Genomic DNA, 22,778 nt, shown 5'->3' with positions numbered 1-22,778 from the left:
GGAGCGCACAGATGTCCGCAGCGGTCACCCACCCCCTCGTCGGCGAGCTGGTCGAGCGCCACCAGGCCACCCTGGACGCCGCCCTCGACGCCGCCGCCAAGCGCGACTACTGGTCGCCCTACCCCGAGTTCCCGAAGGCGTACGGCGAGAGCGGCCCGGCGGACGGCAAGGCCGCCTTCGACGCCCTGCTCGGCCAGCCGTTCACCCTCGACGGCCACCCCGCCGACGGCGACCTGGTCGGCGGCGAGGCCTCCCCGTACGGCATCGAGCTGGGCATCGGCTACCCGCACGCCGAGCCGGACGCGCTGATCGCCGCGCTGAGCGCCGCCCGGCCCGGCTGGGCCGCCGCCACCCCGCTGGAGCGCGCCGCCGTCTGCCTGGAGATCCTGCACCGGATCAACGCCCGCTCCCACGAGTTCGGCCAGGCCGTCATGCACACCACCGGCCAGGCCTACGGCATGGCCTTCCAGGCCGGCGGCCCGCACGCCCAGGACCGCGGCCTGGAGGCGGTCACCTACGCCTACGCCGAGCAGACCCGGCTGCCCCGCCGGGCCGGCTGGACCAAGCCCCAGGGCAAGCGCGAACCGCTGGTGATGACCAAGGAGTTCACCGTCGTCCCGCGCGGCCTCGCGCTGCTGGTCGGCTGCAACACCTTCCCCACCTGGAACGGCTACCCCGGCCTGTTCGCCTCGCTGGCCACCGGCAACCCGGTGCTGGTCAAGCCGCACCCGCGCGCCGTGCTGCCGCTCGCGCTGACCGTCCGGACCGCCCGCGAGGTGCTCGCCGAGGCCGGCTACGACCCCAACCTGGTCTGCCTGGCCGTCGAGCACGAGGGCGGCACCGTCGCCCAGACCCTCGCCGTCCGCCCCGAGATCCGGCTGATCGACTACACCGGCTCCACCGCCTTCGGCGACTGGCTGGAGGAGCACGCCAAGCAGGCCGAGGTGTACACCGAGAAGGCCGGCGTCAACGCGGTCGTCATCGACTCCACCGACGACTACAAGGGCATGCTCGGCAACCTGGCCTTCGCCCTCTCGCTCTACAGCGGCCAGATGTGCACCACCCCGCAGAACCTGCTGATCCCGCGCGGCGGCATCGCCACCGACCAGGGCGACAAGTCCTACGACCAGGTCGTCGCCGACCTCGCCGCCGCCATCGACGGCCTGCTCTCCGACGACGCCCGCGCCGCCGCCATCCTCGGCGCCGTGGTCAACCCGGGCGTGCTGCAGCGCTCGGCCGCCGCGGCCGGCGGCGAGTACGGCGAGCTCGCCCTCGCCCCGCGCGCGGTGACCTCGCCGGACTTCCCCGGCGCGACCGTCCGCACCCCCGCGCTGGTCAAGCTGGACGCCGACAAGCCGGACGACCGCGCGGTCTTCCGCACCGAGTGCTTCGGCCCGGTCTCCTTCGCCGTCGCCGTCGAGTCCACCCCCGCCGCCGTCGAGCTGCTGCGCACCACGGTCCGCGACAAGGGCGCCATGACGGCCTCCGGCTACACCACCTCGCCCGAGGTGGAGGGCCTGCTGGTGGCGGCCGCGCTCGACGCCGGCGTCTCGCTCTCGCTCAACCTGACCGGCGGCGTCTACCCCAACCAGACCGCCGCCTTCTCCGACCTGCACGGCACCGGCGCCAACCCGGCCGCCAACTCGGCCTACTGCGACGGCGCGTTCGTCGCCAACCGGTTCCGCACCGTGGAGGTCCGCCGGCACGGCTGAGCGCCGTCCCGGCCCCGTCCGATCCGCTCCGGGCCCCGGCGGTCACCCACCGCCGGGGCCCGGCGGTTCACAGCTCCCCGCGGGCCCGGGATGATGGAGTCTGGGAGAACGCCGGACACGGCGTCCAACCGCCCTCCGAACACCGGGAGCTGACACATGACCGCGAAGCCGACGACCGCCACCGACATCCTGATCGTCGGTGCCGGACCGACCGGACTGCTACTGGCCGGCGACCTCGCCGCGGCCGGGGTCGGCGTCACCGTCCTGGAGAAGCGCGGCGCCGAGTCCAACCTGACCCGGGCCTTCGCCGTGCACGCCCGCACTCTGGAGCTCCTGGACGCCCGCGGCCTCGCCGACGACCTCATCGCCACCGGCCGCCCGGTCACCGGCCTGAGGATGTTCGACCGCTTCGGCATCGACCTGAGCTCGCTGCCCACCCGCTTCCCGTTCGTCCTGATCACGCCGCAGTACCACGTCGAACGGCTGCTCCAGGACCGCGCCGAGCAGGCCGGCGCGACCATCCTGCGCGGCGCCGAGGTCACCGCCCTGCGCCAGGACGCCGAGGGCGTCACCCTGGAGACCCGCGACGGGAACGCCTTCACCGCCCGGTACGCGGTCGGCACCGACGGCGTCCGCTCCACCGTGCGCGACCTGCTCGGCATCCCGTTCCCCGGCGAGTCCGTGGTCGACTCCGTGATGCTCGCCGACGTCCGGCTGGAGCGCGAGCCCGCCGACACCATCACCGTCGGCGCCAACGAGACCGGCTTCTCCTTCCTCGCCCCCTTCGGCGACGGCTGGTACCGGCTGATCGCCTGGGACCGCAAGGAGCGGCAGCCTGACGGCACCACCCCCTCGCCGGAGCGCCTCGCCGCCATCGCCCGGACCACCCTCGGCGAGGACTACGGCCTGCACGACGTCCGCTGGAGCTCCACCTTCCACAGCGACGAGCGCCAGGCCCCCAACTACCGCTCCGGCCGGGTCTTCCTGGCCGGCGACGCCGCGCACTGTCACTCCCCGGCCGGCGGCCAGGGCATGAACACCGGCCTCCAGGACGCCGCCAACCTGTCCTGGAAGCTCGCCGCCGCCCTCCAGGGCCACGCCACCGACGCCCTGCTCGACACCTACCAGGGCGAACGGCACCCGGTCGGCCGGACGGTGCTGCGCACCTCCGGCGCGCTGATCCGGCTCGCCCTCGCCGAGTCCGCCCCCACCCGCGCCCTGCGCGGGGCGCTCACCACGCTCGGCGGCCACCTCGACCTGGTCACCGAGCGCGGCGCCCGGATGGTCTCCGGCATCGACATCTCCTACCCGGCCCCGAAGGACGCCCACCCGCAGGTCGGCAAGCGCGTCCCGGACCTGCGGCTGACGGCGCTGCGCAAGCCCGTCGAGGGCGCCCCGGCCGCCCCCGAGCGGCTCTACGAGGCGCTGCGCGAGGGGAAGTTCGTCCTGGTCAGCAACGACGAACTGGCCGCCGCCGAACCCTGGGCGGACCGCATGGTCACCGCCGCCCCGGCCGACCCGCACGGCAAGCTGCGCGACACCGTCCTGCTGATCCGCCCGGACGGCTACGCCGCCTGGGGCGCCGTCGACCCCGGCCAGGGCGAGCTCCGCACCGCCCTGACCGCCTGGCTCGGCACCCCCTGACCCCCGCCGGCGGGTGCGCGGCCTCCCCGCGCACCCGCCAGGCCCGCCGCCGGACCCTTCGGGCCCTCCCGGCCCGCCCTCAGCCCCTTCCGGTCCACCGTCGGGGCAGCCGTCAGAGCAGCCGCCGGACCGTGCCGTTCACATAGTTCCGCGCCGCCCGCGCCCGATTCCCGCGCGTCGCCATTCGGCCCACGCCGGTCATGCTTCCCGCGCGGCTCCACCCGGTTCCACGTCCGTCCCTTCCGCCCCCCACCGGTAGGGACCGGTTCCGGAATCCGGGCTATTCACTGTATGGAATCCCCGCATTCCGGGTGTCCACAGTTGACTGTTTTTTAGCAACGAATTGCTTGACCATGAGCCACTTTGCGCACTGGTTCTGTCATGTTCTAGCCAGCGTTTTCGACTCCGGAACGCTCTGGCCCCTTGCCGGCCCCCACAGCCGGCCAGAGGAGGATCCGTTGCGCCCCCGCTCCCTTGCCCTCGCCGCGGCGATAGCCGTGCTGCCGCTGACCGCCGTCTCGCTCGGTGTCTCCACCGCGCAGGCCGCCCCCGCTCCCCGTGTCGCGCTCCCGAACACCGTCAACCCGGCGGTGGCCCACTCGGAGAAGAAGGGCGACGTCCCGGCCGAGCAGCAGATCTCGGTGGCCGTCAGCCTGAAGCTGCGTGACACCGCCGCCCTCGACCGCTTCCTCGCCGCGGTCGCCACCCCCGGCACCCCCGAGTTCGGCAAGTACCTGACGCCGGAGCAGTTCACCGCCCGGTTCGGGCCGACCCAGGCCGCCGTCGACCAGGTCAAGACCTACCTGGCCGCCCAGGGCCTGACCGTCACCGAGGTGAGCGCCAACCGCCAGGTGGTCAGCGCCCACGGCACCAACGCGCAGGTCTCGCAGGCCTTCGGTACCCACGAGAGCTCCTACGTCGACCCGCAGCTGCAGCGCGCCTTCTTCGCCAACGACGCCGCCGCCTCCGTCCCGGCCGACCTGGCCGACGTGGTCCAGGGCGTGAGCGGCCTGGACAACCACGCGGTCCGCAAGAACCGCCTGGCCAAGCCGAACTCGGTCACCCCGCACACGGCCTCCTCGACCCCGAGCGGCTTCGGCCCGTCGCAGTACGACGGCGCCTACAACCTGAACAAGACCGGCGCCGACGGCACCGGCACGACGGTCGCCCTCTGGGAGTTCGACGGCTACTCGTCCTCCAACCTGACCACCTACGACTCGCAGTACGGCCTGTCCGGCCCGGCCGTCTCCACGGTCTCGGTGGACGGCGCCAACTACGACTCCGCCCCCGGCGGGGGCCAGGGCGAGGTCGAGCTGGACAGCGAGATCGTCCGCGGCGCGGCGCCGAAGGCGACCCAGCTGGTCTACGAGGCGCCCAACAGCGACCAGGGCGAGATCGACATGGCCAACAAGATCGTGGCCGACAACCAGGTCTCGGTCATCTCGATCTCGTGGGGCTCCTGCGAGCCGGACACCACCGCCGCCTCGATGACGGCCGTGGACAACGCCTTCAAGCAGGCCGCCGCCCAGGGCATCTCGATCTTCTCCGCCTCCGGTGACGACGGCTCCCGCGACTGCACCCGCTCCACCAGCGGCTCGTCGGTCAAGGCGGTCGACTTCCCGGCGTCCAGCCCGCACCAGACCGGCGTCGGCGGCACCAACCTCCAGGTGTCCGGCACCTCGTACTCCTCGGAGAGCGCCTGGAGCAGCGCCGGCGGCGGCGTCTCCACCGTGTTCGGCAAGCCGACCTGGCAGACCGGCACCGGCACCGGCAGCGGCACCATGCGCACCGTCCCGGACGTCTCCTCCAACGCCGACCCGGCGAGCGGCTTCGCGATCTACACGGCCGGCTCCTGGCAGGTCTACGGCGGCACCAGCGCGGCGGCGCCGCTGTGGGCCGGCTACGCGGCCCAGTTCAACCAGAAGGCCAAGGCGGCCGGCCAGCCGGTCCTGGGCGAGGCGAACCCGAAGCTGTACGCGGTCGCGAACAGCAGCAACTACTCCGGCGCCTTCCACGACGTGACCAGCGGCTCCAACCAGGACTTCCCGGCCGGGACGGGCTACGACCAGGTCACCGGCTGGGGCACCCCGATCGCCGACGGCCTGACCACCGCCCTGCTCGGCGGCGGCTCCACCACCCCGCCCACCGGCGGCTGCACCGCGGCCCAGCTGATCGGCAACGGCGGCTTCGAGACCGGCACCGCCGCCCCGTGGACCACCTCCAGCGGCGTGGTCGACAACAGCTCCTCGCAGGCGGCCCACTCGGGCAGCTGGAAGGCCTGGCTGGACGGCTACGGCAGCGCCCACACCGACACCCTGTCGCAGACCATCTCGGTGCCGGCCGGCTGCAAGTCCGCCAGCCTCACCTTCTGGCTGCACATCGACACCGCGGAGACCGGCTCCACCGCGTACGACAAGCTGACCGTCCAGGCCAACGGCACCACGCTGGCGACGTACTCCAACGTCAACGCCGCCGCCGGCTACGTGAAGCGCACCCTGGACCTCTCCTCCTTCGCCGGCAAGAGCGTGACCGTCAAGTTCACCGGCACCGAGGACGGCTCCAACCAGACCAGCTTCGTGATCGACGACATCGCGCTGAACGTCAACTGACCACCAGCGGGTAGCACCACCTGACCCCCGCCGGGGCGGCGCCGACAGGGCCCGCCCCGGCGGTGTGCGTCCGCCCGGTCGCGGCGGGCGGCGCGGGCGCGCGGCGAGGGCGTGTGTTTCCGAACTGTTTCAAGATCATCAACCCTTCGGTTCACCTGCCGTGACCCCTGTCATACGCACGACTGATGACGTAGCCTCTCGACCGTGCATAGGGTTCCCCAAAGCTCGGTGAAGCCGTCGGCGGCGAGCCTCGGCGCCGGCCAGGCCCCTCCGAACTCACCTGGCGGGGAGGGTCACCGCATGGCCGCACAGCAGCCTCAGGACTCCGCGCGACTCCGGCTGGTCGGACTGCGCCCGGAGCGCCCCGGCCCGTCCGTACCCGCACCGCCTCCGGCACCCGCGCACGCCGGGCGGGCCACCGCCCCCGGCGGCTTCGCGGACACCCTGCACCTGGCCATCGAGGCCAGTGGCCTCAGCCTGGACCGGATCAGAGCCGCCCTCACCCAACGCGGCGTCAGAGTCAGCGTCACGACGCTGAGTTACTGGCGGCGCGGACGCAGCCAGCCCGAACGGGCCAGCTCGCTGAGAGCCGTCCACCTGCTGGAGGAACTGCTCGGACTGCCGCACAGCGCGCTCACCTCGCTGCTCGGCCCGCCCCGCCCGCGCGGCCGCTGGGCCGCCGTCGCGAACACCTGCCACCTCGGCCTGGAGGACGTCTGGCCGGGCGAACGGCAGATCGCGGACATCTTCGCCGAGCTGGACGCCCCGCCGCAGGGCGAACTGGAGCGGCTGAGCATTCACGACTCGTACTACGTGGACGCCGAGCGGCGCGGCAACCTGCTGCGGATGCGCCAGGTGGTGCGCGCCACCGTCGGCGGCGTGGGCCGCTGCCTGGTCGTGCACAAGGCCGACGAGGAGGCGACGGGCTGCCCGGAGATCACCTCGGTGCGGCACGGCCGGCTGGGCCGGGTCCGGCGCCGTCCGGAGGCCGGCCTGACCGTCGGCGAGCTGATGCTGGACCGCCCGCTGGCGCTCGGCGACAGCACGGTCTTCGAGTACGAGGTGGAGATCCCGCCGGGCGGCCCGACGCTGGAGTACAGCCGCCGCTTCGCCACCCCGGTGCGCGAGTACGTGCTCCAGGTGCACTTCGACCCGGCGGCCGTCCCGGCGCACTGCGAGCGCTACGACCGCGAGCCGGGCGCGGACGTCGACCACCGCCGCGAGCAGCTCTGGATCGGCGCCTCCGCGAGTGCCCACGTGCTCGCCCCGGACCAGCAGCCCGGGCACATCGGCATCCGCTGGGAGTGGCAGTAGCCGTCCCCGGCGTCCAGTCGTCCCCGACATCCGGCCGCCCCGGCGTCCAACCGCCCCCGCCGTCCTCGAACCGGCCCGCGCACCCCCGCCACACCTGACCGCCCGCCAGGCTCCGCGCCGGCACTACCGTCTCCTCCCCGCCCCCGCCACGCCCGGGCCGCCGAACGGTTGTCACCCGTCCGGCGCAACCCGCCGTGCCACCTTCCGCCCGCTTTGGGACTTTGGTCCCGATAACACGCGGGGCCGGCCCGGGAAGGCCAGTCCTGTCACGCCGTCAGGCGTAGACCAGGAAGACCGCAGGAAAGAGGCGGAGCATGACCCGTACCGACCACCTGTCCCCGCTGCTGGAATTCGACGAGGTCGAACCGGACGAGGACTGCATATGCGGGGGCTGCAGCGCCCGCCGCCGCGCCCGGCGGCACGCCGCACCGGTGCACGAGGGCGGGCACGCCGCGGCCCGCAGCATCCGCCGCCGGGCCGCCGTGCTGATGGCCGCCGTCGGCACCGCGGTGGGCGGCGGGACGGCCGCCGCCGGGCACGCCACCGCGGCCCCCACCCCCGGCCCCACCCCGGGCGGCAGCAGCACCGCCCAGCCCCCGCAGACCCCGCAGGGCGAGGTCAGCGGCCTCTACGGCCAAGCACCCGGCGCCCGCGCCTTCGCCGCCCCGCGCGCCGCCGCCCAGCCGCCCACCCGGGCGCAGATCATCCAGCGCGCCCAGGGCTGGGTCGACCAGCAGGTGCCGTACGGCATGGGCAGCTACTGGTCGGACGGCTACCGCCAGGACTGCTCCGGCTTCGTCTCGATGGCCTGGGGCCTCGGCAGCAGCCAGACCACCTGGACCCTGCCGAACTTCGCCGAGCGGATCGGCAAGGCCGACCTCCAGCCCGGCGACGTGCTGATCTACAACAACCCGGCCAGCCCGCAGTCCGGGTCGCACGTGACGATCTTCGGCGGCTGGACGGACTCCTCCCTCACCCGCTACCTCGCCTACGAGCAGACCTCCCCCGGCACCAAGAAGCGCGACACCCCGTACGCCTACTGGAACAACTCCGGCGCCTACGTCCCGTACCGCTACACCGGCCTGTCCGGCGGCAGCAACGACGGCACCCCGGCCACCGCCTTCCCGGGCGCGGACAAGTTCGGCCCCGGCGCGAACAACGCGTACGTCACCGAGCTCGGCCGGCTGCTGATGCAGCGCGGCGGCGCCCGGTTCTACTCCGAGGGCCCCGACCCGCGCTGGGGCGAGGCCGACCGGCGGGCCACCCAGGCCTTCCAGGAGGCCCAGGGCTGGCGCGGCGCCGAGGCCGACGGCATCCCCGGCAAGGACACCTGGGACTACCTGGTCAACGGCAAGGGCCGCGCCATCGGCGCCGGCACCACCCCGCTACCGCCGCCGGTCCGGCCCGGCACCGGGGCGCCCGCCTTCCCCGGCCGGCAGTACTTCGGGCCGGGTCAGAACAACGACCAGGTCCGTCTGCTGGGCGAGCAGCTGGTGCGCAAGGGCTTCGGCGGCTCGTACGGCGTCGGCCCCGGCCCGCGCTGGAGCGAGAGCGACCGGCGGGCCGTCCAGGCCTTCCAGCAGGCCCAGGGCTGGCGCGGCGCCGAGGCCGACGGCTACCCCGGCCCGGACACCTGGCGCCGGCTCTTCGCCTGACGCACGCCGACGGCGTGGTGCCCGCCCCGGCGGGCGCCACGCCTCACCCCTGAGGCTTCGACGACATCCAGTGGAAGAGGCCCATCGCCACGCTGGTGGCCAGGTTGAAGCTGGACACCCCCGGCTGCATCGGCACCGAGACCAGGTGGTCCGCCCGCGCCTTGAGCTCCGCCGAGACGCCGTGCCGCTCGGTGCCGAAGGCGAGCAGCGCGTCGTCCGGGAACGGCAGCGTCCGGATGTCCGCGCCCTCGGGGTCCAGCACGTACAGCGGCCCGGCGGGCAGCTCCGGCAGGGCCAGCCGCTCCACCGCGGTGGCGAAGTGCAGGCCCGCGCTGCCGCGCAGCACGGTCGGGTGCCAGGGGTCCAGATCTCCGGTGGTCACCACGCCGGTGGCGCCGAAGCCGGCCGCCAGCCGGATCACCGCCCCGACGTTGCCCAGGTTGCGCGGGTTCTCCAGCAGCACCACCGGGGCCGGGCGCGGGCGCCGGGCCAGGGCCGCCAGGTTCGCCCCGACGGACGGCCGCGCGGCCAGGGCGACCACCCCGGTCGGGTGCAGCCGGGGTGCCAGCGTCCGCAGCCGTTCCTCGGGCAGCTCCACCGCCAGCGCGTCCAGCGCCGGCGCGACGTCCGGCGCCAGTTCCCCGGCCAGGGCCAGCAGCGCCGCCCGATCGGCGGTCAGCACCCGCCGGACGTCCCCGCCGAAGCGCAGCGCGTGCTTCAGCGGGTGGAACCCGTCCAGCAGGACGGCCCCCGGCTCCCGCTCCGCCGCCCGCCACGCCCGCAGCACCTCGTCGTCCATGGCGTTCATGGCGTTCACTCTGCCACCTCGTCCGAGGCCGTCTGATCCGAGGCCACCTGATCCAGGACCGTCTGATCCAGGGCCACCCCGCCTGGGGCGGCCCCGCCCGGGCCGGGCTCGCCGGGGCGGCCCGCAGCGGCGATCACCTCGTCGAAGCCGAGCGGCCGGCCGGTCGGACCGTCCGGATCGGCGGCGAGCCCCGCGAGCGCGAGGTCGAGGTGCCGGTGGACCAGCGAGCCGTCCGCGTCGAGCGTGGCCAGCGCGCCCGGCAGCGGGCGGGACACCCGGACGCAGAGCAGCACCAGGTCGCCCATCCCCACGTCGGCCCGCAGCCGCCCGGCGTCCTGGGCGGCGCGCAGCAGCGCCTCGACGGCGGTGACGGCTTCGCGGCGGACGGCGACCAGGTCCTCGTCCACCACCAGCCGCTCCAGCAGCACCACGATCGCCGCGCCCATCCGCAGGTCGGCGGCGGCGTGCACGAAGCGGCGCAGCGCCCGGTACGGGTCGGTCTCGTCGCGGCGGGCCCGTTCGGCGGCCTCGGCGAGCCGGGCCAGCAGGTCGGTGACCAGGGCGCGGACCAGGGCCTCCCGGTCGGGGAAGCGCCGGTAGAGGGTGGCCGGGCCGACGCCGGCCCGCCGGACCACGGCGTCCAGCGGGGCGTCCGGGCCCCGTTCCAGGAACACCTCGCAGGCGGCGTCCAGGATCCTGCGCCGGCTGCGTTCCGCGTCGGCCCTCATCGGCAACTCCCTAACCGGAGAAATTCTCTCCCCCTATGCTAGCGTCCAGTGAAGCGGAGAAAATCTCTCCGCATCGTTGAGGAGCCGAGGAGTGACGCCGTGACCACCACCGCGCTCACCGTCCACACCGACATCGACGGCACCAGCCACCCGCGCGAGGCCGTCCTCGCCTGGGAGCTCGACCGCGCCCGCGCCGCCCTGCGCCTGCTCAAGCAGCGCCTCGGCGACGACCGGACGCGCGAACTGCTCACCCCCGACACCACCGCCGCCGACACCGCCCTGGCCGCCTGGGCCCACGCCTCCGGCGGCCGGTGGAGCACCGCCGTCACCGAGCTCACCGCCGCCGGCATCGACGCCGACCGCTTCCTCACCTGGTGGCAGGGCCGCCTGCACGCCCCCGACCGGGACGCCCTGCTCGCCGCCAACCCCGAGCACTACCTGGCCGACTCCACCGGCGAACGGGTCGAGATCATCGAGACCCTCGGCACCGGCCCGGCCCGCTTCTTCCTGCGCTTCCACGACGACGTCCCGATCGCCGGGCCCGGCCACCAGGCCTTCCCGGTCCGCATCGGCGGCACCGGCACCCTCGCCGACGGCACCGAGGTGCTGCGGGTGATGCACGAGTTCGCCGACACCCCGGACGGCCTGCGGATCCGCCTCACCGTCCAGTTCCCCGAGGCCGCCCCCGCCCTCCTCGGCACCGGCCACCAGTGGCACTTCGCCTGCGAGTTCGCCAACTGGCTGGAGGCCGCCGCCCGCGCCGCCTGACGCCCCCGCGCCGTTCGGCCCCGACGTTCTCCCCCCGACGTTCGCCCTTCCAGGAGGGGCGAACGTCGCCTACTGCGGCCCCCGCACGTCCTCCCGCCCCCGCAGCGCCCGCTCCAGGTCCTTCAGCGCCTGCCCCAGCAGCCGCGTCCCCGCCCGCACCACGTCCCGCTGCACCCCCGCCGGCGCCTGCGCCAGCCGTTCCTCCAGCCGCGCCTGCGCCTCCCGCACGGCGCCGAACTCCACCGGCTGCCCGGTGAGCAGCGCCGCCCCCGCGAGCGCGGTGGCCAGCCGCAGCTCCTCCGCGTACTCCGCCGTACCCGGCACCGGGTCGGCGTCGGCGGCCGGCAGGTGCGCCTCCAGCAGGACGGCGACCCGTCCGAGGTGCCCGACGGCCGCCCGGGCCCGGTCGACCTGGCGCCGGGACACCCCGGGCAGCCCGGAGGCGTGCCGGCCCGGTTCGGCGTCGGCGCGCTGCATGGCCTGGAGCAGTTCCGAGCGGGCCTCCCGGGAGTCCAGCAGCGCGGTCCGCACCGCCCGCCCGCGCGGCGCGGCCGGGTCCTCGTAGCAGGCGACCACCGCGGCCGCGTACCGCCCGGCGGCGGCGAGCCACTCGGCCAGCCGCTCCCCGAGCCGGGCGGTCTGCCAGGTCGGGAAGAGCGCGTACGTCACCAGCGCCACCGACCCGCCGAGCAGGGTGAGCCCGACCCGTTCGAAGGCCGTCGTGAGCGGGTTCCCGGCCTGGAGCCCGAGCAGGAACACCACGTACGTCGAGATCCCGACCGTCGTCAGCGCGTATCCGGTCCGGAACGCGAGGTACGAGCCGCCGATGCACAGCACGGCCAGCGCGGCCAGCACCCACTCCCCGGGGTGGGTGAGCTGCACCACCAGCGTCGAGACGGCGACCCCGACGACCGTCCCGGCCAGCCGGGCGACACCCCGGCTGTAGGTCTGGGCGAAGTCCGGCCGCATCACCATCGCGGCGGTCATCGGCGCCCAGTAGCCGTGGTGGAACCCGACCAGCCGGGCCAGCAGGTAGGCGACGGTGACCACCCCGGCGAGCCGGACGGCGTGCTGGAAGATCGCCGAGCGCGGCCGCAGCTGCCGGCGCACCGTCCGCAGCGCGACCGGCAGCATCCGGAGGATCGACGGCTTGTGCAGCGCCCCGCCCGCGCCGATCACGGGCGTGGTGATGGTGTCCGCGTCGCCCCGCTCCAGCGTGTCCGCGGCCTTGCGCAGCAGCCCGCCCAGTCGGCGGGCCGACCGCCGGGCCGCCCCCTGCAACCGCGGCCCCTCGTCCGGCGGGACCAGGGTGAGCGTGGGCGCCGAGCGGGGCAGCCGGACGGGGTCGCCGGTGCGGACGGCCCGGGCCAGGGCGTCCATGACCTCGGCGGCGGCCGCCAGCACCTCACGGGCCCGGTCGCGTTCGGGCCCCTCCTCCGGGGCGCCCACCTTGGGATCGGCGAGCGCGGCCAGGGTGGGCCGGATGCGCTCGGCGAGGCCGCGCAGGCCGCGCAGTTCGGCCGGCCGGTGGCGGTCCTGCCAGGGGGTCAGGGCGGCGGCGTGCCGGGCCGTCATGAACGGCGCCGGGTCGACGTGCGCGGTCGGATCCTGCCTCAACCTGCGCGCGTAGTCGGCGAGTTCCGCGTAGGTGTCGGCGAGGGCGTCCCGCTGGGCACTCCAGCTCCCGATCGGCCACAGGGTGATGACGACGGCTTGGACGACCCCGCCGAGGGCGGCGACCAGCCCGTGTCCGAGCGCGGCGGTCGCGCTGACCGGCAGTTGGACGACGATCAGCATCACCGAGACGGTGTTGGTCGCGACCACCCCGGCGGTCGGCCCGATCGCCCAGGCGAGCCCGGCGCCGAAGGCCCACACCGCGAGCAGCACCGGGAACAACCCGGGGACCCCGGCCGCCAGGTAGCCGAGGAAGGTGCTGATCCCGAGCCCGGCCCCGGCCGCGACGGCGAGACTGGCCCGGGGCCGGAAGCTGCGCTGGAAGGTGGCCGTGCCGGCGATGAAGGCGCCCATCGCGGCCGAGGTGGCGAGCGCGACCCCGCCGAGCGCGAGGGTGGGGAAGAGCACCAACGCCACCGCGACGGCCCCGCGCAGGGCCCGCTTGGGGTCGGTGAGCGCCCGGTCGAGGGTGAGTCCGGTCCGCGCGGTGTCGCGAAGGGCGGCGAACCAGGACATACGGGTCAGCCTAGGGCACGCCCTCCGTGACCGGCGCTCGCGACCGCCGGATCCGCCGCAGCCGCGCCGCCACCCAGAGCAGCGCGCCGGTCGGCAGGAACACCGCGTCCGCCGCGATCATCGCGAGCGAGAACACCGGCAGCCCGAGCAGCAGTGCGATCCCCAGGTGCTCGGCCAGCAGCACGGCCAGCAGCACGTTCTTGACCCGCCGGTTGAGCAGCGTGAACGGGAACGCGACCTGCACGACCACCGTGCCGTACGAGATCAGGAAGACCGGCAGCAGCGCCGAGCCGACCAGCCCGGACAGCCACGGCCAGGGCGTGAAGTAGTCCAGGTGCAGCGGGTAGTACAGCGCGGTGCCGTCCTGCCAGCGCGAGCCCTGCACCTTGTACCAGCCGGCCGTCGCGTAGATCAGCACCACCTCGACGGCGATCACCAGCATCGCGCAGTTGTGCACCATGTTCGCCAGCGCGTCGAGCACCGCGCGCGGTTCGCCGTCCGGCCGCAGCCGCCCCAGCGTCCACCAGAGCCCGGCCACCGCCCAGAGCCCCCAGAACAGCGGCGCCCAGCCGGCGTACGGGAAGGTCCGGACCGTCCAGGTGAGGCTCTCGCCGGAGAAGCCGCCGACCTGGCAGGCCGCCAGGACGGCGCCGAGCAGCACCCAGAGCACCACCCCGGCCCGCCCCGGCCGGGCCCGCCGGGCGTCCAGCGACCACACCTCGGCGCAGCGGGTGAAGACCAGGTAGACCGCCATCAGGTGGACGACGTTGTCGCCGCCGTCGCCGAGGAAGACGTTGCGGTTCTGCAGCGACAGCACGGTGACCAGGAACAGCACCGTGCTCGCCCTGGTCCGCCAGCCCAGCACCACCGCGACGGCGGCCAGCACCGCCAGGTGGTAGACCAGCTCGAACCAGGGCCGCCCGCCGAACCACGGCAGCACGGTGAACGCCCCGTTGTCGGTCAGCAGCCGCTCGGCCAGGTCCATCGACCAGGGCGACCGGTCCCCGTACAGCACCCGCCGGTTGGGCCACTCGCGCAGCAGGTAGGCGAGCCAGACCAGCCCGAAGCCGATCCGCACCACGGCGGCCTGGTGGCGGCCCAGCGCACGCCCGGTGAAGGCCGCCATCGCCCGGGCGGCCAGGTCGGGCCCGCGCGGCGCCGGGTCGGGCCGGGGCCCGGGGGCCGAGCCGGCGGCGGGCGGTTGCCCGGCCTGGCGCGGGATGCCCTCCGACCACCGCGGCTCGGCCGCCGGCGAGAGCTCGGGCGACACCTCCGGCGAGAGCTCGGACGCCACGTCGGACGACACCTCCGGCGACACCTCGCTCACCCGAGCTCCCGGTAGTCCTCGTCGTCCACCGGCCACCAGGGCAGCTCCCGCACCTTCGGCGCCGGTGGCGCGGCCTCGCCGCTCCAGGACGGCGGCGGGACGGTCACCGCGGTGGCCCGGAACTCGACCTCCAGGATCCGCTCGCCGTCCACCTCCCGGCCGATCCGTTGCAGGGCGATCCGCTTGAGGTACTGCTCGGCGAGCCTGCCGCGGGTGTTGGTCAGCGCCTCGTCCTGCGGGTTGTGCGAGCCGTCGTAGAAGTCCCAGGCCCGGCGCAGCACGTTCTGGTCGACGTGGCTGGGGGCGGGGTTGTGCCGGATCGCGGCGACGTCCTGCGCGGTCAGCCCGGTCCAGTCGCGGGTGCGGGTGGTGCCGTCGGCGGCGGCGGTGCGCACCCGGGCGTCCAGGCTGACGTTCTGCTGCAGCGGATTCGGCGCGAACAGCCGCCAGTTCTGCTCGAACTCCGGGTACACCAGGCCGTCGACCTCGTCCCGGTACTGCCGGGACAGCGAGTTGGCCGGCGCGACGTGCAGGAACACCGCCGCGAGGAAGAGCCCGGTGCCGACCACCAGCACCGCCGCGGTCAGGCCGAGCACGAGCTGCGCGGGCGTCGACCAGACCCGTCCGGCGGCCGGGCGGTCCGTCGTCTCCGTCATGGCCTCCCCGGCCCGGTCGGCGCGCCGCCCGGGTCCCGTCCCGGCGCGGTCGCGCGCCCATCCTGCCCTACCGGGCGAACACGACGGTGCCGGACGGGGCCACCGGGCCACCGGGCCACCGGCCTACAGGACGAAGGCGTCCTGGTCGGTGCTGCTGACCATCGGACGGCCCGCGCCCTCCCAGGCGTACATGCCGCCGTCCACGTTCACCGCGTCCCGGCCCTGCTGCACCAGGTACTGGACGACCTGCGCGGAGCGTCCGCCGACCCGGCAGAGCACGTACAGCTTCCCGTCCGGCAGCTCGCCGATCCGGGCGATCACCTCGCCGAGCGGGATGTGCAGCGCGCCGTCCACGTGGCCGGCGTCCCACTCGTCCTGCTCGCGCACGTCCAGCAGGGCTGCATCGGCGGGCACTGCGGCGGCGGTGGTGGAGGGGATCTGGGCGAACATCGTGTGGCTCTCCTGGGGCTGGGTCGGGTCGGTGCCATTGTCGCCCACCGGCTGCCGGTGGCCGTCGCCCGCCGCGGCCGGGGCGCCGAGCAGCCGCTCCAGTTCGGCCTGCTGGGCGGCGGCCTTGGCGAGCAGTTCCTCGGCGAGCTGCTCCAGCAGCCGGTCCGGGTCCTGCGGGGCCAGCGCGAGCAGCTGACCCATCGGGGTCTGTTCCAGCCGGACCTGCTCGGTGGCGGTCTCGGTGATCTTGCCGGTCAGCCACTCCAGCCGGCGGCGCAGCCACTCCAGCCGGCGGCGCAGCCACTCCAGCCGGTCGGGGGAGTCGGTGCCGGGCGCGGCCTCGGGCGCGGTGGACCACTCGGCGGACAGGCCCTCCAGCGCGGCGGCGTCGCCGACCGCGTAGGCCTCGTTCACCCGGGCCAGGAACGCGGCCCGGCGCTGCTGCTCGGCCGGGTCGGTGCTGAGGTCGGGGTGGGCCCGGCGGACCAGCTCGCGGTAGATCCGCTGGGCGTCCCGCCCGGGGCGCACCCGGGCCGGCGCGGCGGGCGGCGGCGGGGCCGCCTCCTGCTCCCGGACGGAGTCGAACAGCGCGTCGAGGTCGGGCAGTTCGTCGACCTGCCGGCGGGCCTCGGCGGCCCGGCGGAGGTCCTCGGGGTGCCCGGTCCTGGCCGCGACCGCCTCGGCGACCAGCGCCTCCAGCTCGTCCAGCCGGGCGTAGAGCGGGCCCAGCAGCTGATGGTGGATCAGCGCGAAGTTGTCGATCTCGACCCGCAGCGTCTGCACGTCGACGTCCATGCTGAGCCAGGCGAGTTCGGCGGCGGCGACCCGCTCCTCCAGCTCCTGCTGCTGCGGGTCCGTCCAGCGGACGGGGCTCTGCGCGGTCACTTCTCGCCTCTGTCTCGTCCGGCCGGCTGCGTCCATGCGGAGCCGCCCCGCGGGGTGGCCCGGCCTGCCACCCTACCCTCGCGCGCGAAGGCCCGGTCCGGGTGAACGGGGAGTGCGAACCGGCGCGCGCCGCACGGCACGCAACCGATCCTGAGGAATCTCCCCGTTTCGCTATCACGCCCGGGCCGGTCCGTGCTTCGCTAGGGCGTGTCTGATGATTCGCGTCGGATCAGCACGCGGCGTCGGGCGCCCGGCGGACTCGTTCAGACACGCCCTCAAGCCCGGCACGATCCACAAGACACGCCCCGGGTTTCCGCACAGCGTGCCTTCCTCCGGAGAGACGGCCGCCTCCAGGCGTGGCGGCCAGGCGGGAGCAGACCGAATCCATGGTGGCCGAGTCCAACTCCACACCGCGTCCGGCGGGCGCCGAGGCCGTACCGGGTGACCACCCGACCGGCGTGGCCGCCCTGGTCCGGCTCGCCCTCGTCCTGGTCGACCGGACCGGACGGATCGCCCAGTGGAGCCGGGCCGCCGAGGAACTGTTCGGGCACCGCGCCGAAGTCGCCCACGACCGGCCGGCCAGCGGACTGCTGCCCGCCGTGGAACCGCTCGCCGCCCCCGGCCAGGCCGCCGGGTCCGTCGTGCGCCGCCGCTGCGACGCCCTGGACACCCTGGCCGCGCTGACCGCCGACGGGCGCCCCTGGGCCGGCCAGCTGGCCGTCATCGACCGCGAGGAGCACCTGCGCGACGTGCTCTGGTGGGCCTGGCCGCTGCCCGACCCGTTCGGCGGCCTGCTCGCCCTCGCCGCCGACGCCCGGCCGCTGCGCACCGCCGGCCCCCGGCTCGCACTCGGCGAGCGGCTGCTGCCGTTCGCCGCCGCCCCGCCCGCCCGGGGCGGCTTCCACCGGCTGGGCGCGGCCCTGACCCCGCCCGGCCGGCTGCGCGCCGGTCTGCTGTCGGCCGACCGGCTGGCCGGGCTGCTGCCGGCCGGTTCGGCCGACCGCCGGGCGCTGCTGCTCGACGTGCTGGACCAGGCCGGTCTGCCCGCTCTGCGGCTGGACCCGGCCACCGTGCTGCCGGTCCTGCCCGCCGACCCGCAGGCCGCCGCCGCGCACGCCGCCGCCGGACTCGGCCGCCGCTACCCGACCGCCCAGCAGCGCGCCGCCCGGGTCGGCCCGCCGCCGCAGCCCGAGCAGTCCGCGCCCCCGGCCCGGACGGTCCGGGGGCGGCCGACCGGCCCGCTGCCGGCCCAGCGCGAGACCGCCGAGCGGTCCGCGGCCGCCCAGCCGTCCGGCGCCGCCGGCGCCCCGGCAGGCGTCCCACCGACCACCCCGGCCCCGACCACCCCCTCCCCGACCGCCCCGTCCCCGACCGGAGGAGGAGCCGCCATCGAGCCGGCCGCCGCCGAACCGTCCGCCCACGGCCGTCCACCCCGCCGCGCCAACCGGGCCCCTTCCGCCCCCGCCGGCGCCGAGGGCGCCCAGTCCGGGCGGCTGAGCCCGTTCCTGACCAACGGGCAGGCCGGCGAGCAGCTGGCGCTACTGAACGAGGTCGGCGGCAAGGTCGGCACCACCCTGGACCTCGGCTTCACCGCGCACGAGCTCTGCCAGGTGCTGGTCCCCCGGGTCGCCGACTTCGCCTGCGTGGACCTGGTGGACGGGCTGATCTCCGAATCCGAGCTGCCGGCCGCCCGCCCGGACGACGACACCATGCTCCGCCGGGTCGCCCTGGTCTACAACGAGACCGGCGGCGCCTGGGACCACGTGCTGTCCGAGGGCTCGCTGGTCAGCATGCCGCGCCGCACCCCGCCGGGGATGGCCCTGCAGCTGAACCAGCCGGTCCTGGTCCCGGTGATCAGCGCGGACGTCGCGGTCGACTACGCGATCGCGCTCGGCGGGGCCCGGCTGGCCCCGGTGGTCTCCGGCCGCTCGATGCTGGTGGTGCCGCTGTCCGCCCGGGGCACCGTACTGGGCATCCTCAAGCTGCTCCGGCTGCCGGACCGCGCCCCCTTCGACGAGAGCGACGCCGCCACGCTCAAGGAGCTGGCCGTCCGCGCCGCGCTCTCCCTGGACAACGCCCGGCTGCACCGCGCCGAGGCCAGGGTGGCCACCACCCTCCAGCGCTCGATGATCCCGACCCGCCCGCCGCAGATCCCCGGCGTCCAGATCGCCCACCGCTACCTGCCGGGCGACCCGAAGGCCGAGGTCGGCGGCGACTGGTTCGACGCGATCCAGCTGCCCGGCAGCCGGGTCGCCCTGGTGGTCGGCGACGTGATGGGCCACGGCCTGCACTCGGCGGCCGCGATGGGGCGCTTCCGGACGGCCATGCAGACCCTCGCCGCACTCGACCTGCCGCCCGGCCAACTGCTGCGGCACCTGGACAACCTGGCCCACAAGCTCGGCGACGACCACCTCGCCACCTGCCTGTACGCGGTCTACGACCCGATCAACCGGACCTGCGAGCTGGCCAGCGCCGGCCACGTCCCGCCGGTGCTGGTGCACCCGGACGGCTCCGGCGAGCTGCTGGAGATCCCGGCCGGCGCGCCGATCGGGGTCGGCGGGGTGCCGTTCGTCGCCAAGACCATCGACGTCTCGGACGGCTCGATGCTGGTGCTGTGCACCGACGGCCTGGTCGAGGTCCGGGGCGGCGACATAGGAGCGGGCCTGGCCGCGCTCTGCGGCAATCTGATCGACCCGCTGCAGAGCCCCGAGCAGGCCTGCGACGTGGTGCTCAAGCGGCTGCACTCGGACGACCGGAAGGACGACGTCGCCCTGCTGGTGGCCCGCTTCGACGGGGTCGCCCCGTCCGAGGTGGCCACCTGGGACCTCAGGGTGGACCACCGCGAGGTGCGCCGGGCCCGCTCGCTGGTCCGCGAGCAGTTGGCCGGCTGGCACCTGGAGGCGCTCAGCGACATCACCGAGCTGCTGGTCAGCGAGCTGGTCACGAACGCCGTCCGGGTGGCCCGGGACCGCGTCCAGCTCCAGCTGATCCGGGTGGACAAGCTGCTGGTGGAGGTCAGCGACGACAACCACAACCTGCCGTCGCTGGAACCGGCCGAACAGTTGGGCGAGACCGGCCGCGGTCTCACCCTGGTGACCAAGCTCGCCGAACGCTGGGGCACCGCCCGCAAGGCGGTCGGCAAGGTGGTCTGGTTCGAACTCCCCCTGCCGCACGCCTGACGGCCGGCTGCCCGACGGCCGTCAGACGGTGTGTGGATCAGGGGACGAGCGCGCCCGCCGGGCGCCGCCGGGCCTCCACCGCGACCTCCCGCGACGCGGCCGCGGCCACCGAGGTGGCGGCCCCGACCCCGGCCAGCACCCGCGGCCAGAAGTCCCCGAACACCTCGACCGAGACGGCGAGCAGCAGCGCGGTGGTCACCGCGACCACGTGCTCCAGCCCGGCGAGGTTCGGCAGCACGACCGCCTCGCCGACCATCATGACCACCACCAGGCCGGCGGTGAACCAGGCCCGGCAGCGGAACGCGATGCAGATCGCCAGCGCCACCACCGCGGCCGACGGCCCGGTGTCCCGCACGTAGGCGACCCACTTCGGGAAGCCGAACAGGTGGCCCGGGCCGAGCGCCACGCCGATCCGGGCGAACAGCGTGCCCGCCAGGGTGCAGGTGTAGGCCACCACCAGGGTCATCCGCCGGCCGAGCACGATCTCGGCGACGCCGAAGACCACGAACACCTGGGCCAGCGCGCCCCAGACCGGCAGGTCCAGCGCCGGCACGTACAGCGAGAGCGGGGTCCGCAGCAGCGAGACGTCCAGCGGCAACGCCGCCTTCACCACCCCGATGCGGTTGACGAAGTGCTCACCGCCCGGCAGGTGCTGGGTGATGCTGAACAGGAGGATCAGAAACGTCGCCGCCGTGGCCATCGGAACGGCGGCGAACTTCTTGCGCACCACCGCGTCCCGCACCGTCGCGTACAACGTCCCCCACTCGGCGACAGCGGCCGATCTGGCCAGTGCCAGCGACCCCTCCCGCACGCCCCCCGCGTGGGTCCTGTCCATCACAACCGTTACTCCCGAATCCCCGAACTTTCTGAGCTACTCCCACATTAGAAGCCTCTTAACAAATCCACATCGGCATAGATGCGGATCAGGGTCATCCTCTGGGGGGAGGGATATCCCTGACGTCACCCCCTATCCGACCGCCCGGTCCCCTCCGCCCCCCGGCGGAGGGCTACCCCTTCCCGTCCCGCGCCGCGACCGGGAGCCGGGGCGCCACCACGGCGGCCCCGGAGTGCCGGCGGCGGAACAGGGCGGGCAGGCTCGGCGCGACGATGAAGCCCTCGGCCCGCGCGCTGGCGATGCCGATCCGCGGGATCTCGCTGCTCTTCTCGAACAGCAGGTAGCGGGGCTCCCAGATCGGCCGGTACTTGGCGTTCGCGCGGTACAGCGACTCGATCTGCCACCAGCGCGAGAAGAAGCCCAGGACGGAACGCCACAACCGCAGCACCGGGCCGGCCCCGAGCCGCGAACCGCGCTCGAAGACCGAGCGGAACATCGCGAAGTTCAGCGACACCCGCTTCAGCCCGACCTCCTCGGCACGCTGCAGCAGCTCGATGACCATGAACTCCATCAGGCCGTTCTCGGTGTCCCGGGCCCGGCGCATCAGGTCCAGCGAGAGCCCGTCCGGGCCCCACGGGACGAAGCTCAGCAGCGCCTTGAGCTCGCCGTCGCCGTCGTGGCACTCCAGCATCACGCAGCGGCCGTCGCCCGGGTCGCCGAGCCGGCCGAGCGCCATCGAGAAGCCGCGCTCGGTCGCCCCGTCGCGCCACTGGTCGGCCTTGGCCACCAGTTCGGCCATCTCGCACTCGGGGATGTCCTCGTGCCGGCGGATCCGCACCGTGTACCCGGCCCGCTTGACCCGGTTGTACGCCTGGCGGACCACCCGCATCGCCCGGCCGTCCAGCGAGAACTCGTCCAGCTCGACGATCGCCTCGTCGCCCAGCTCCAGCGCGTCCAGCCCGTGCCGGGCGTAGATCACGCCGGCCTCCTCGGAGGCGCCCATCACGGCCGGCGCCCAGGCGTGCTCGCGGGCCTCGGCCAGCCAGGAGTCGATCGCGCCCGGCCAGGCCTCCGGGTCGCCGATCGGGTCGCCCGAGGCCAGCGAGACCCCGCCGATCACCCGGTAGGTCACCGCCGCCTTGCCGCTGGGGGAGAAGATCACCGCCTTGTCCCGGCGCAGCGCGAAGTAGCCGAGCGAGTCCCGCTCGCCCTGCTTGTCCAGCAGCGAGCGCAGCTTCGCCTCGTCCTCGGGGTTCAGCAGCTCCTTGCCGCGCGGGCTGCGGAAGGCCACGTAGAGCACCAGCAGGAAGAGCACCGCGCCCATCGCGTTGATCGCCGCGTTGACCCAGGTCGGCGAGGAGATCACCGAGCGCAGGTGCTCCGAGGGGTTGATCGTGATCATCCGGCCGACGGAGTAGCGGAAGAGGTCCCAGAAGCCCGCGCCGCCGAGCCCGTTGGTCGCCCAGACCAGCAGCGCGCCGACGACCCCGCCGAACAGCAGCCCGCCGACGAAGGTGGCCGCCGCGGTCTTCGGGTTGGAGCGGTCGCCCTTGGACGTGAAGTCCTTCCGCCCGATGACCAGCGCCAGGACGAACAGGCAGGTCAGCACGGTGGAGATGTAGTTGAGCGGGTGGTCCTTGAACCGCTCGCCGGGCATCACCATGGCCAGCAGGTACAGCACCGCGAACATGCTGGCCAGGGCCGCGTTGAAGATCCAGGCGGCCCGCTTGCGCCGCCGCATCGCGATGGCCAGGAAGACCGCCAGCACCGCGCTGGCCAGACCCGAGGTCATCAGGTACGGGGTGAAGTACTCACCCTCGTTGTGCTCGTTGACCTGGTTCCCCCACGGCACCAGCAGCACCGTCGCCACGTTCAGCAGCGCCAGCAGCCGGAGGTACCACACGGAGACGGCGGCGGCCCGCGGGCGCCAGCGGTCGAGCACGCCGACGGGCCGGGGCCCGGTGGACGTGGCGGAAGGCTCCGACTTCACAGTGGACGACACAGCTCAATTCCAAACG

15 protein-coding genes are annotated in these 22,778 nt (G+C 74.6%); 7 read left to right on the top strand and 8 right to left on the bottom strand.

The window, feature by feature from the left end; translation table 11 throughout:
• The first annotated feature begins 11 nt into the window (after nt 1-11).
• From paaN to AB0P03_RS07165, 5 genes are all read left to right on the top strand, one after another.
• A complete protein-coding gene (gene paaN, locus AB0P03_RS07185) occupies nt 12-1,712 on the top strand; it encodes a phenylacetic acid degradation protein PaaN (RefSeq protein WP_363626233.1) in 1,701 nt (566 codons plus the stop codon).
• Nucleotides 1,713-1,868: 156 nt separating this feature from the next.
• Nucleotides 1,869-3,356: an FAD-dependent monooxygenase gene (locus AB0P03_RS07180; protein WP_363628017.1), complete on the top strand. Its 1,488-nt coding sequence runs from the start codon at nt 1,869-1,871 to the stop codon at nt 3,354-3,356.
• Between the two features lie 458 nt (nt 3,357-3,814).
• Complete coding sequence (locus tag AB0P03_RS07175; protein WP_363628016.1) at nt 3,815-5,965, top strand: protease pro-enzyme activation domain-containing protein; 2,151 nt, start codon at nt 3,815-3,817, stop codon at nt 5,963-5,965.
• A 300-nt stretch (nt 5,966-6,265) separates the two neighbouring features.
• Entirely contained in the window at nt 6,266-7,279 is a 1,014-nt protein-coding gene (locus AB0P03_RS07170; RefSeq protein ID WP_079135727.1) for a hypothetical protein, read from the top strand.
• Nucleotides 7,280-7,593: 314 nt separating this feature from the next.
• A complete protein-coding gene (locus tag AB0P03_RS07165; protein WP_363628015.1) occupies nt 7,594-8,934 on the top strand; it encodes a peptidoglycan-binding protein in 1,341 nt (446 codons plus the stop codon).
• A gap of 43 nt (nt 8,935-8,977) precedes the next feature.
• Here the strand turns inward: AB0P03_RS07165 and AB0P03_RS07160 are convergent, their stop codons facing one another.
• Nucleotides 8,978-9,733: an RNA methyltransferase gene (locus AB0P03_RS07160; RefSeq protein ID WP_363588022.1), complete on the bottom strand. Its 756-nt coding sequence runs from the start codon at nt 9,731-9,733 to the stop codon at nt 8,978-8,980.
• Nucleotides 9,734-9,747: 14 nt separating this feature from the next.
• A complete protein-coding gene (locus AB0P03_RS07155; protein WP_363628014.1) occupies nt 9,748-10,470 on the bottom strand; it encodes a helix-turn-helix domain-containing protein in 723 nt (240 codons plus the stop codon).
• A gap of 99 nt (nt 10,471-10,569) precedes the next feature.
• Between AB0P03_RS07155 and AB0P03_RS07150 the strand changes: the two genes are divergently transcribed.
• On the top strand, nt 10,570-11,238 hold the full coding sequence (locus tag AB0P03_RS07150) for a hypothetical protein (RefSeq protein WP_363628013.1): 669 nt from the start codon (nt 10,570-10,572) through the stop codon (nt 11,236-11,238).
• Nucleotides 11,239-11,307: 69 nt separating this feature from the next.
• Here the strand turns inward: AB0P03_RS07150 and AB0P03_RS07145 are convergent, their stop codons facing one another.
• From AB0P03_RS07145 to AB0P03_RS07130, 4 genes are all read right to left on the bottom strand, one after another.
• Complete coding sequence (locus tag AB0P03_RS07145; protein ID WP_363588000.1) at nt 11,308-13,428, bottom strand: FUSC family protein; 2,121 nt, start codon at nt 13,426-13,428, stop codon at nt 11,308-11,310.
• A 10-nt stretch (nt 13,429-13,438) separates the two neighbouring features.
• Entirely contained in the window at nt 13,439-14,554 is a 1,116-nt protein-coding gene (locus AB0P03_RS07140) for an HTTM domain-containing protein (RefSeq protein ID WP_363588020.1), read from the bottom strand.
• Between the two features lie 197 nt (nt 14,555-14,751).
• The gene (locus AB0P03_RS07135; RefSeq protein WP_363619385.1) at nt 14,752-15,411 is read right to left on the bottom strand and encodes a DUF5819 family protein; all 660 of its coding nucleotides are present in this window, start codon (nt 15,409-15,411) and stop codon (nt 14,752-14,754) included.
• A 123-nt stretch (nt 15,412-15,534) separates the two neighbouring features.
• Nucleotides 15,535-16,746, bottom strand: a complete 1,212-nt coding sequence (locus AB0P03_RS07130; protein WP_363628012.1) for a rhodanese-like domain-containing protein — start codon at nt 16,744-16,746, stop codon at nt 15,535-15,537.
• A 356-nt stretch (nt 16,747-17,102) separates the two neighbouring features.
• On the opposite strand from AB0P03_RS07130, the gene AB0P03_RS07125 reads away from it, so the two are divergent.
• A complete protein-coding gene (locus AB0P03_RS07125; RefSeq protein ID WP_363628011.1) occupies nt 17,103-19,925 on the top strand; it encodes a SpoIIE family protein phosphatase in 2,823 nt (940 codons plus the stop codon).
• Nucleotides 19,926-19,962: 37 nt separating this feature from the next.
• On the opposite strand, the gene AB0P03_RS07120 is transcribed toward AB0P03_RS07125, so the two are convergent.
• Both AB0P03_RS07120 and AB0P03_RS07115 read right to left on the bottom strand, forming a co-directional pair.
• The gene (locus AB0P03_RS07120) at nt 19,963-20,760 is read right to left on the bottom strand and encodes a hypothetical protein (protein ID WP_363587992.1); all 798 of its coding nucleotides are present in this window, start codon (nt 20,758-20,760) and stop codon (nt 19,963-19,965) included.
• A gap of 172 nt (nt 20,761-20,932) precedes the next feature.
• Entirely contained in the window at nt 20,933-22,702 is a 1,770-nt protein-coding gene (locus AB0P03_RS07115; RefSeq protein WP_363588018.1) for a phosphatidylglycerol lysyltransferase domain-containing protein, read from the bottom strand.
• Nucleotides 22,703-22,778 lie beyond the last annotated feature (76 nt).

This window comes from Kitasatospora sp. NPDC088779 (genome assembly GCF_040685395.1).
Classification (GTDB): Bacteria; Actinomycetota; Actinomycetes; order Streptomycetales; family Streptomycetaceae; genus Kitasatospora.
Note: the sequence above shows the minus strand (reverse complement) of the source record. Positions and strands in the feature narration are given on the sequence as shown.

Coding starts and splice junctions, on each gene's coding strand:
- paaN (WP_363626233.1), top strand. CDS start 12: ATGTCCGCAGCGGTCACCCACCCCCTCGTCGGCGAGCTGGTCGAGCGC.
- AB0P03_RS07180 (WP_363628017.1), top strand. CDS start 1,869: ATGACCGCGAAGCCGACGACCGCCACCGACATCCTGATCGTCGGTGCC.
- AB0P03_RS07170 (WP_079135727.1), top strand. CDS start 6,266: ATGGCCGCACAGCAGCCTCAGGACTCCGCGCGACTCCGGCTGGTCGGA.
- AB0P03_RS07165 (WP_363628015.1), top strand. CDS start 7,594: ATGACCCGTACCGACCACCTGTCCCCGCTGCTGGAATTCGACGAGGTC.
- AB0P03_RS07160 (WP_363588022.1), bottom strand. CDS start 9,733: ATGGACGACGAGGTGCTGCGGGCGTGGCGGGCGGCGGAGCGGGAGCCG.
- AB0P03_RS07155 (WP_363628014.1), bottom strand. CDS start 10,470: ATGAGGGCCGACGCGGAACGCAGCCGGCGCAGGATCCTGGACGCCGCC.
- AB0P03_RS07145 (WP_363588000.1), bottom strand. CDS start 13,428: ATGTCCTGGTTCGCCGCCCTTCGCGACACCGCGCGGACCGGACTCACC.
- AB0P03_RS07140 (WP_363588020.1), bottom strand. CDS start 14,554: ATGGCGGCCTTCACCGGGCGTGCGCTGGGCCGCCACCAGGCCGCCGTG.
- AB0P03_RS07135 (WP_363619385.1), bottom strand. CDS start 15,411: ATGACGGAGACGACGGACCGCCCGGCCGCCGGACGGGTCTGGTCGACG.
- AB0P03_RS07120 (WP_363587992.1), bottom strand. CDS start 20,760: ATGGACAGGACCCACGCGGGGGGCGTGCGGGAGGGGTCGCTGGCACTG.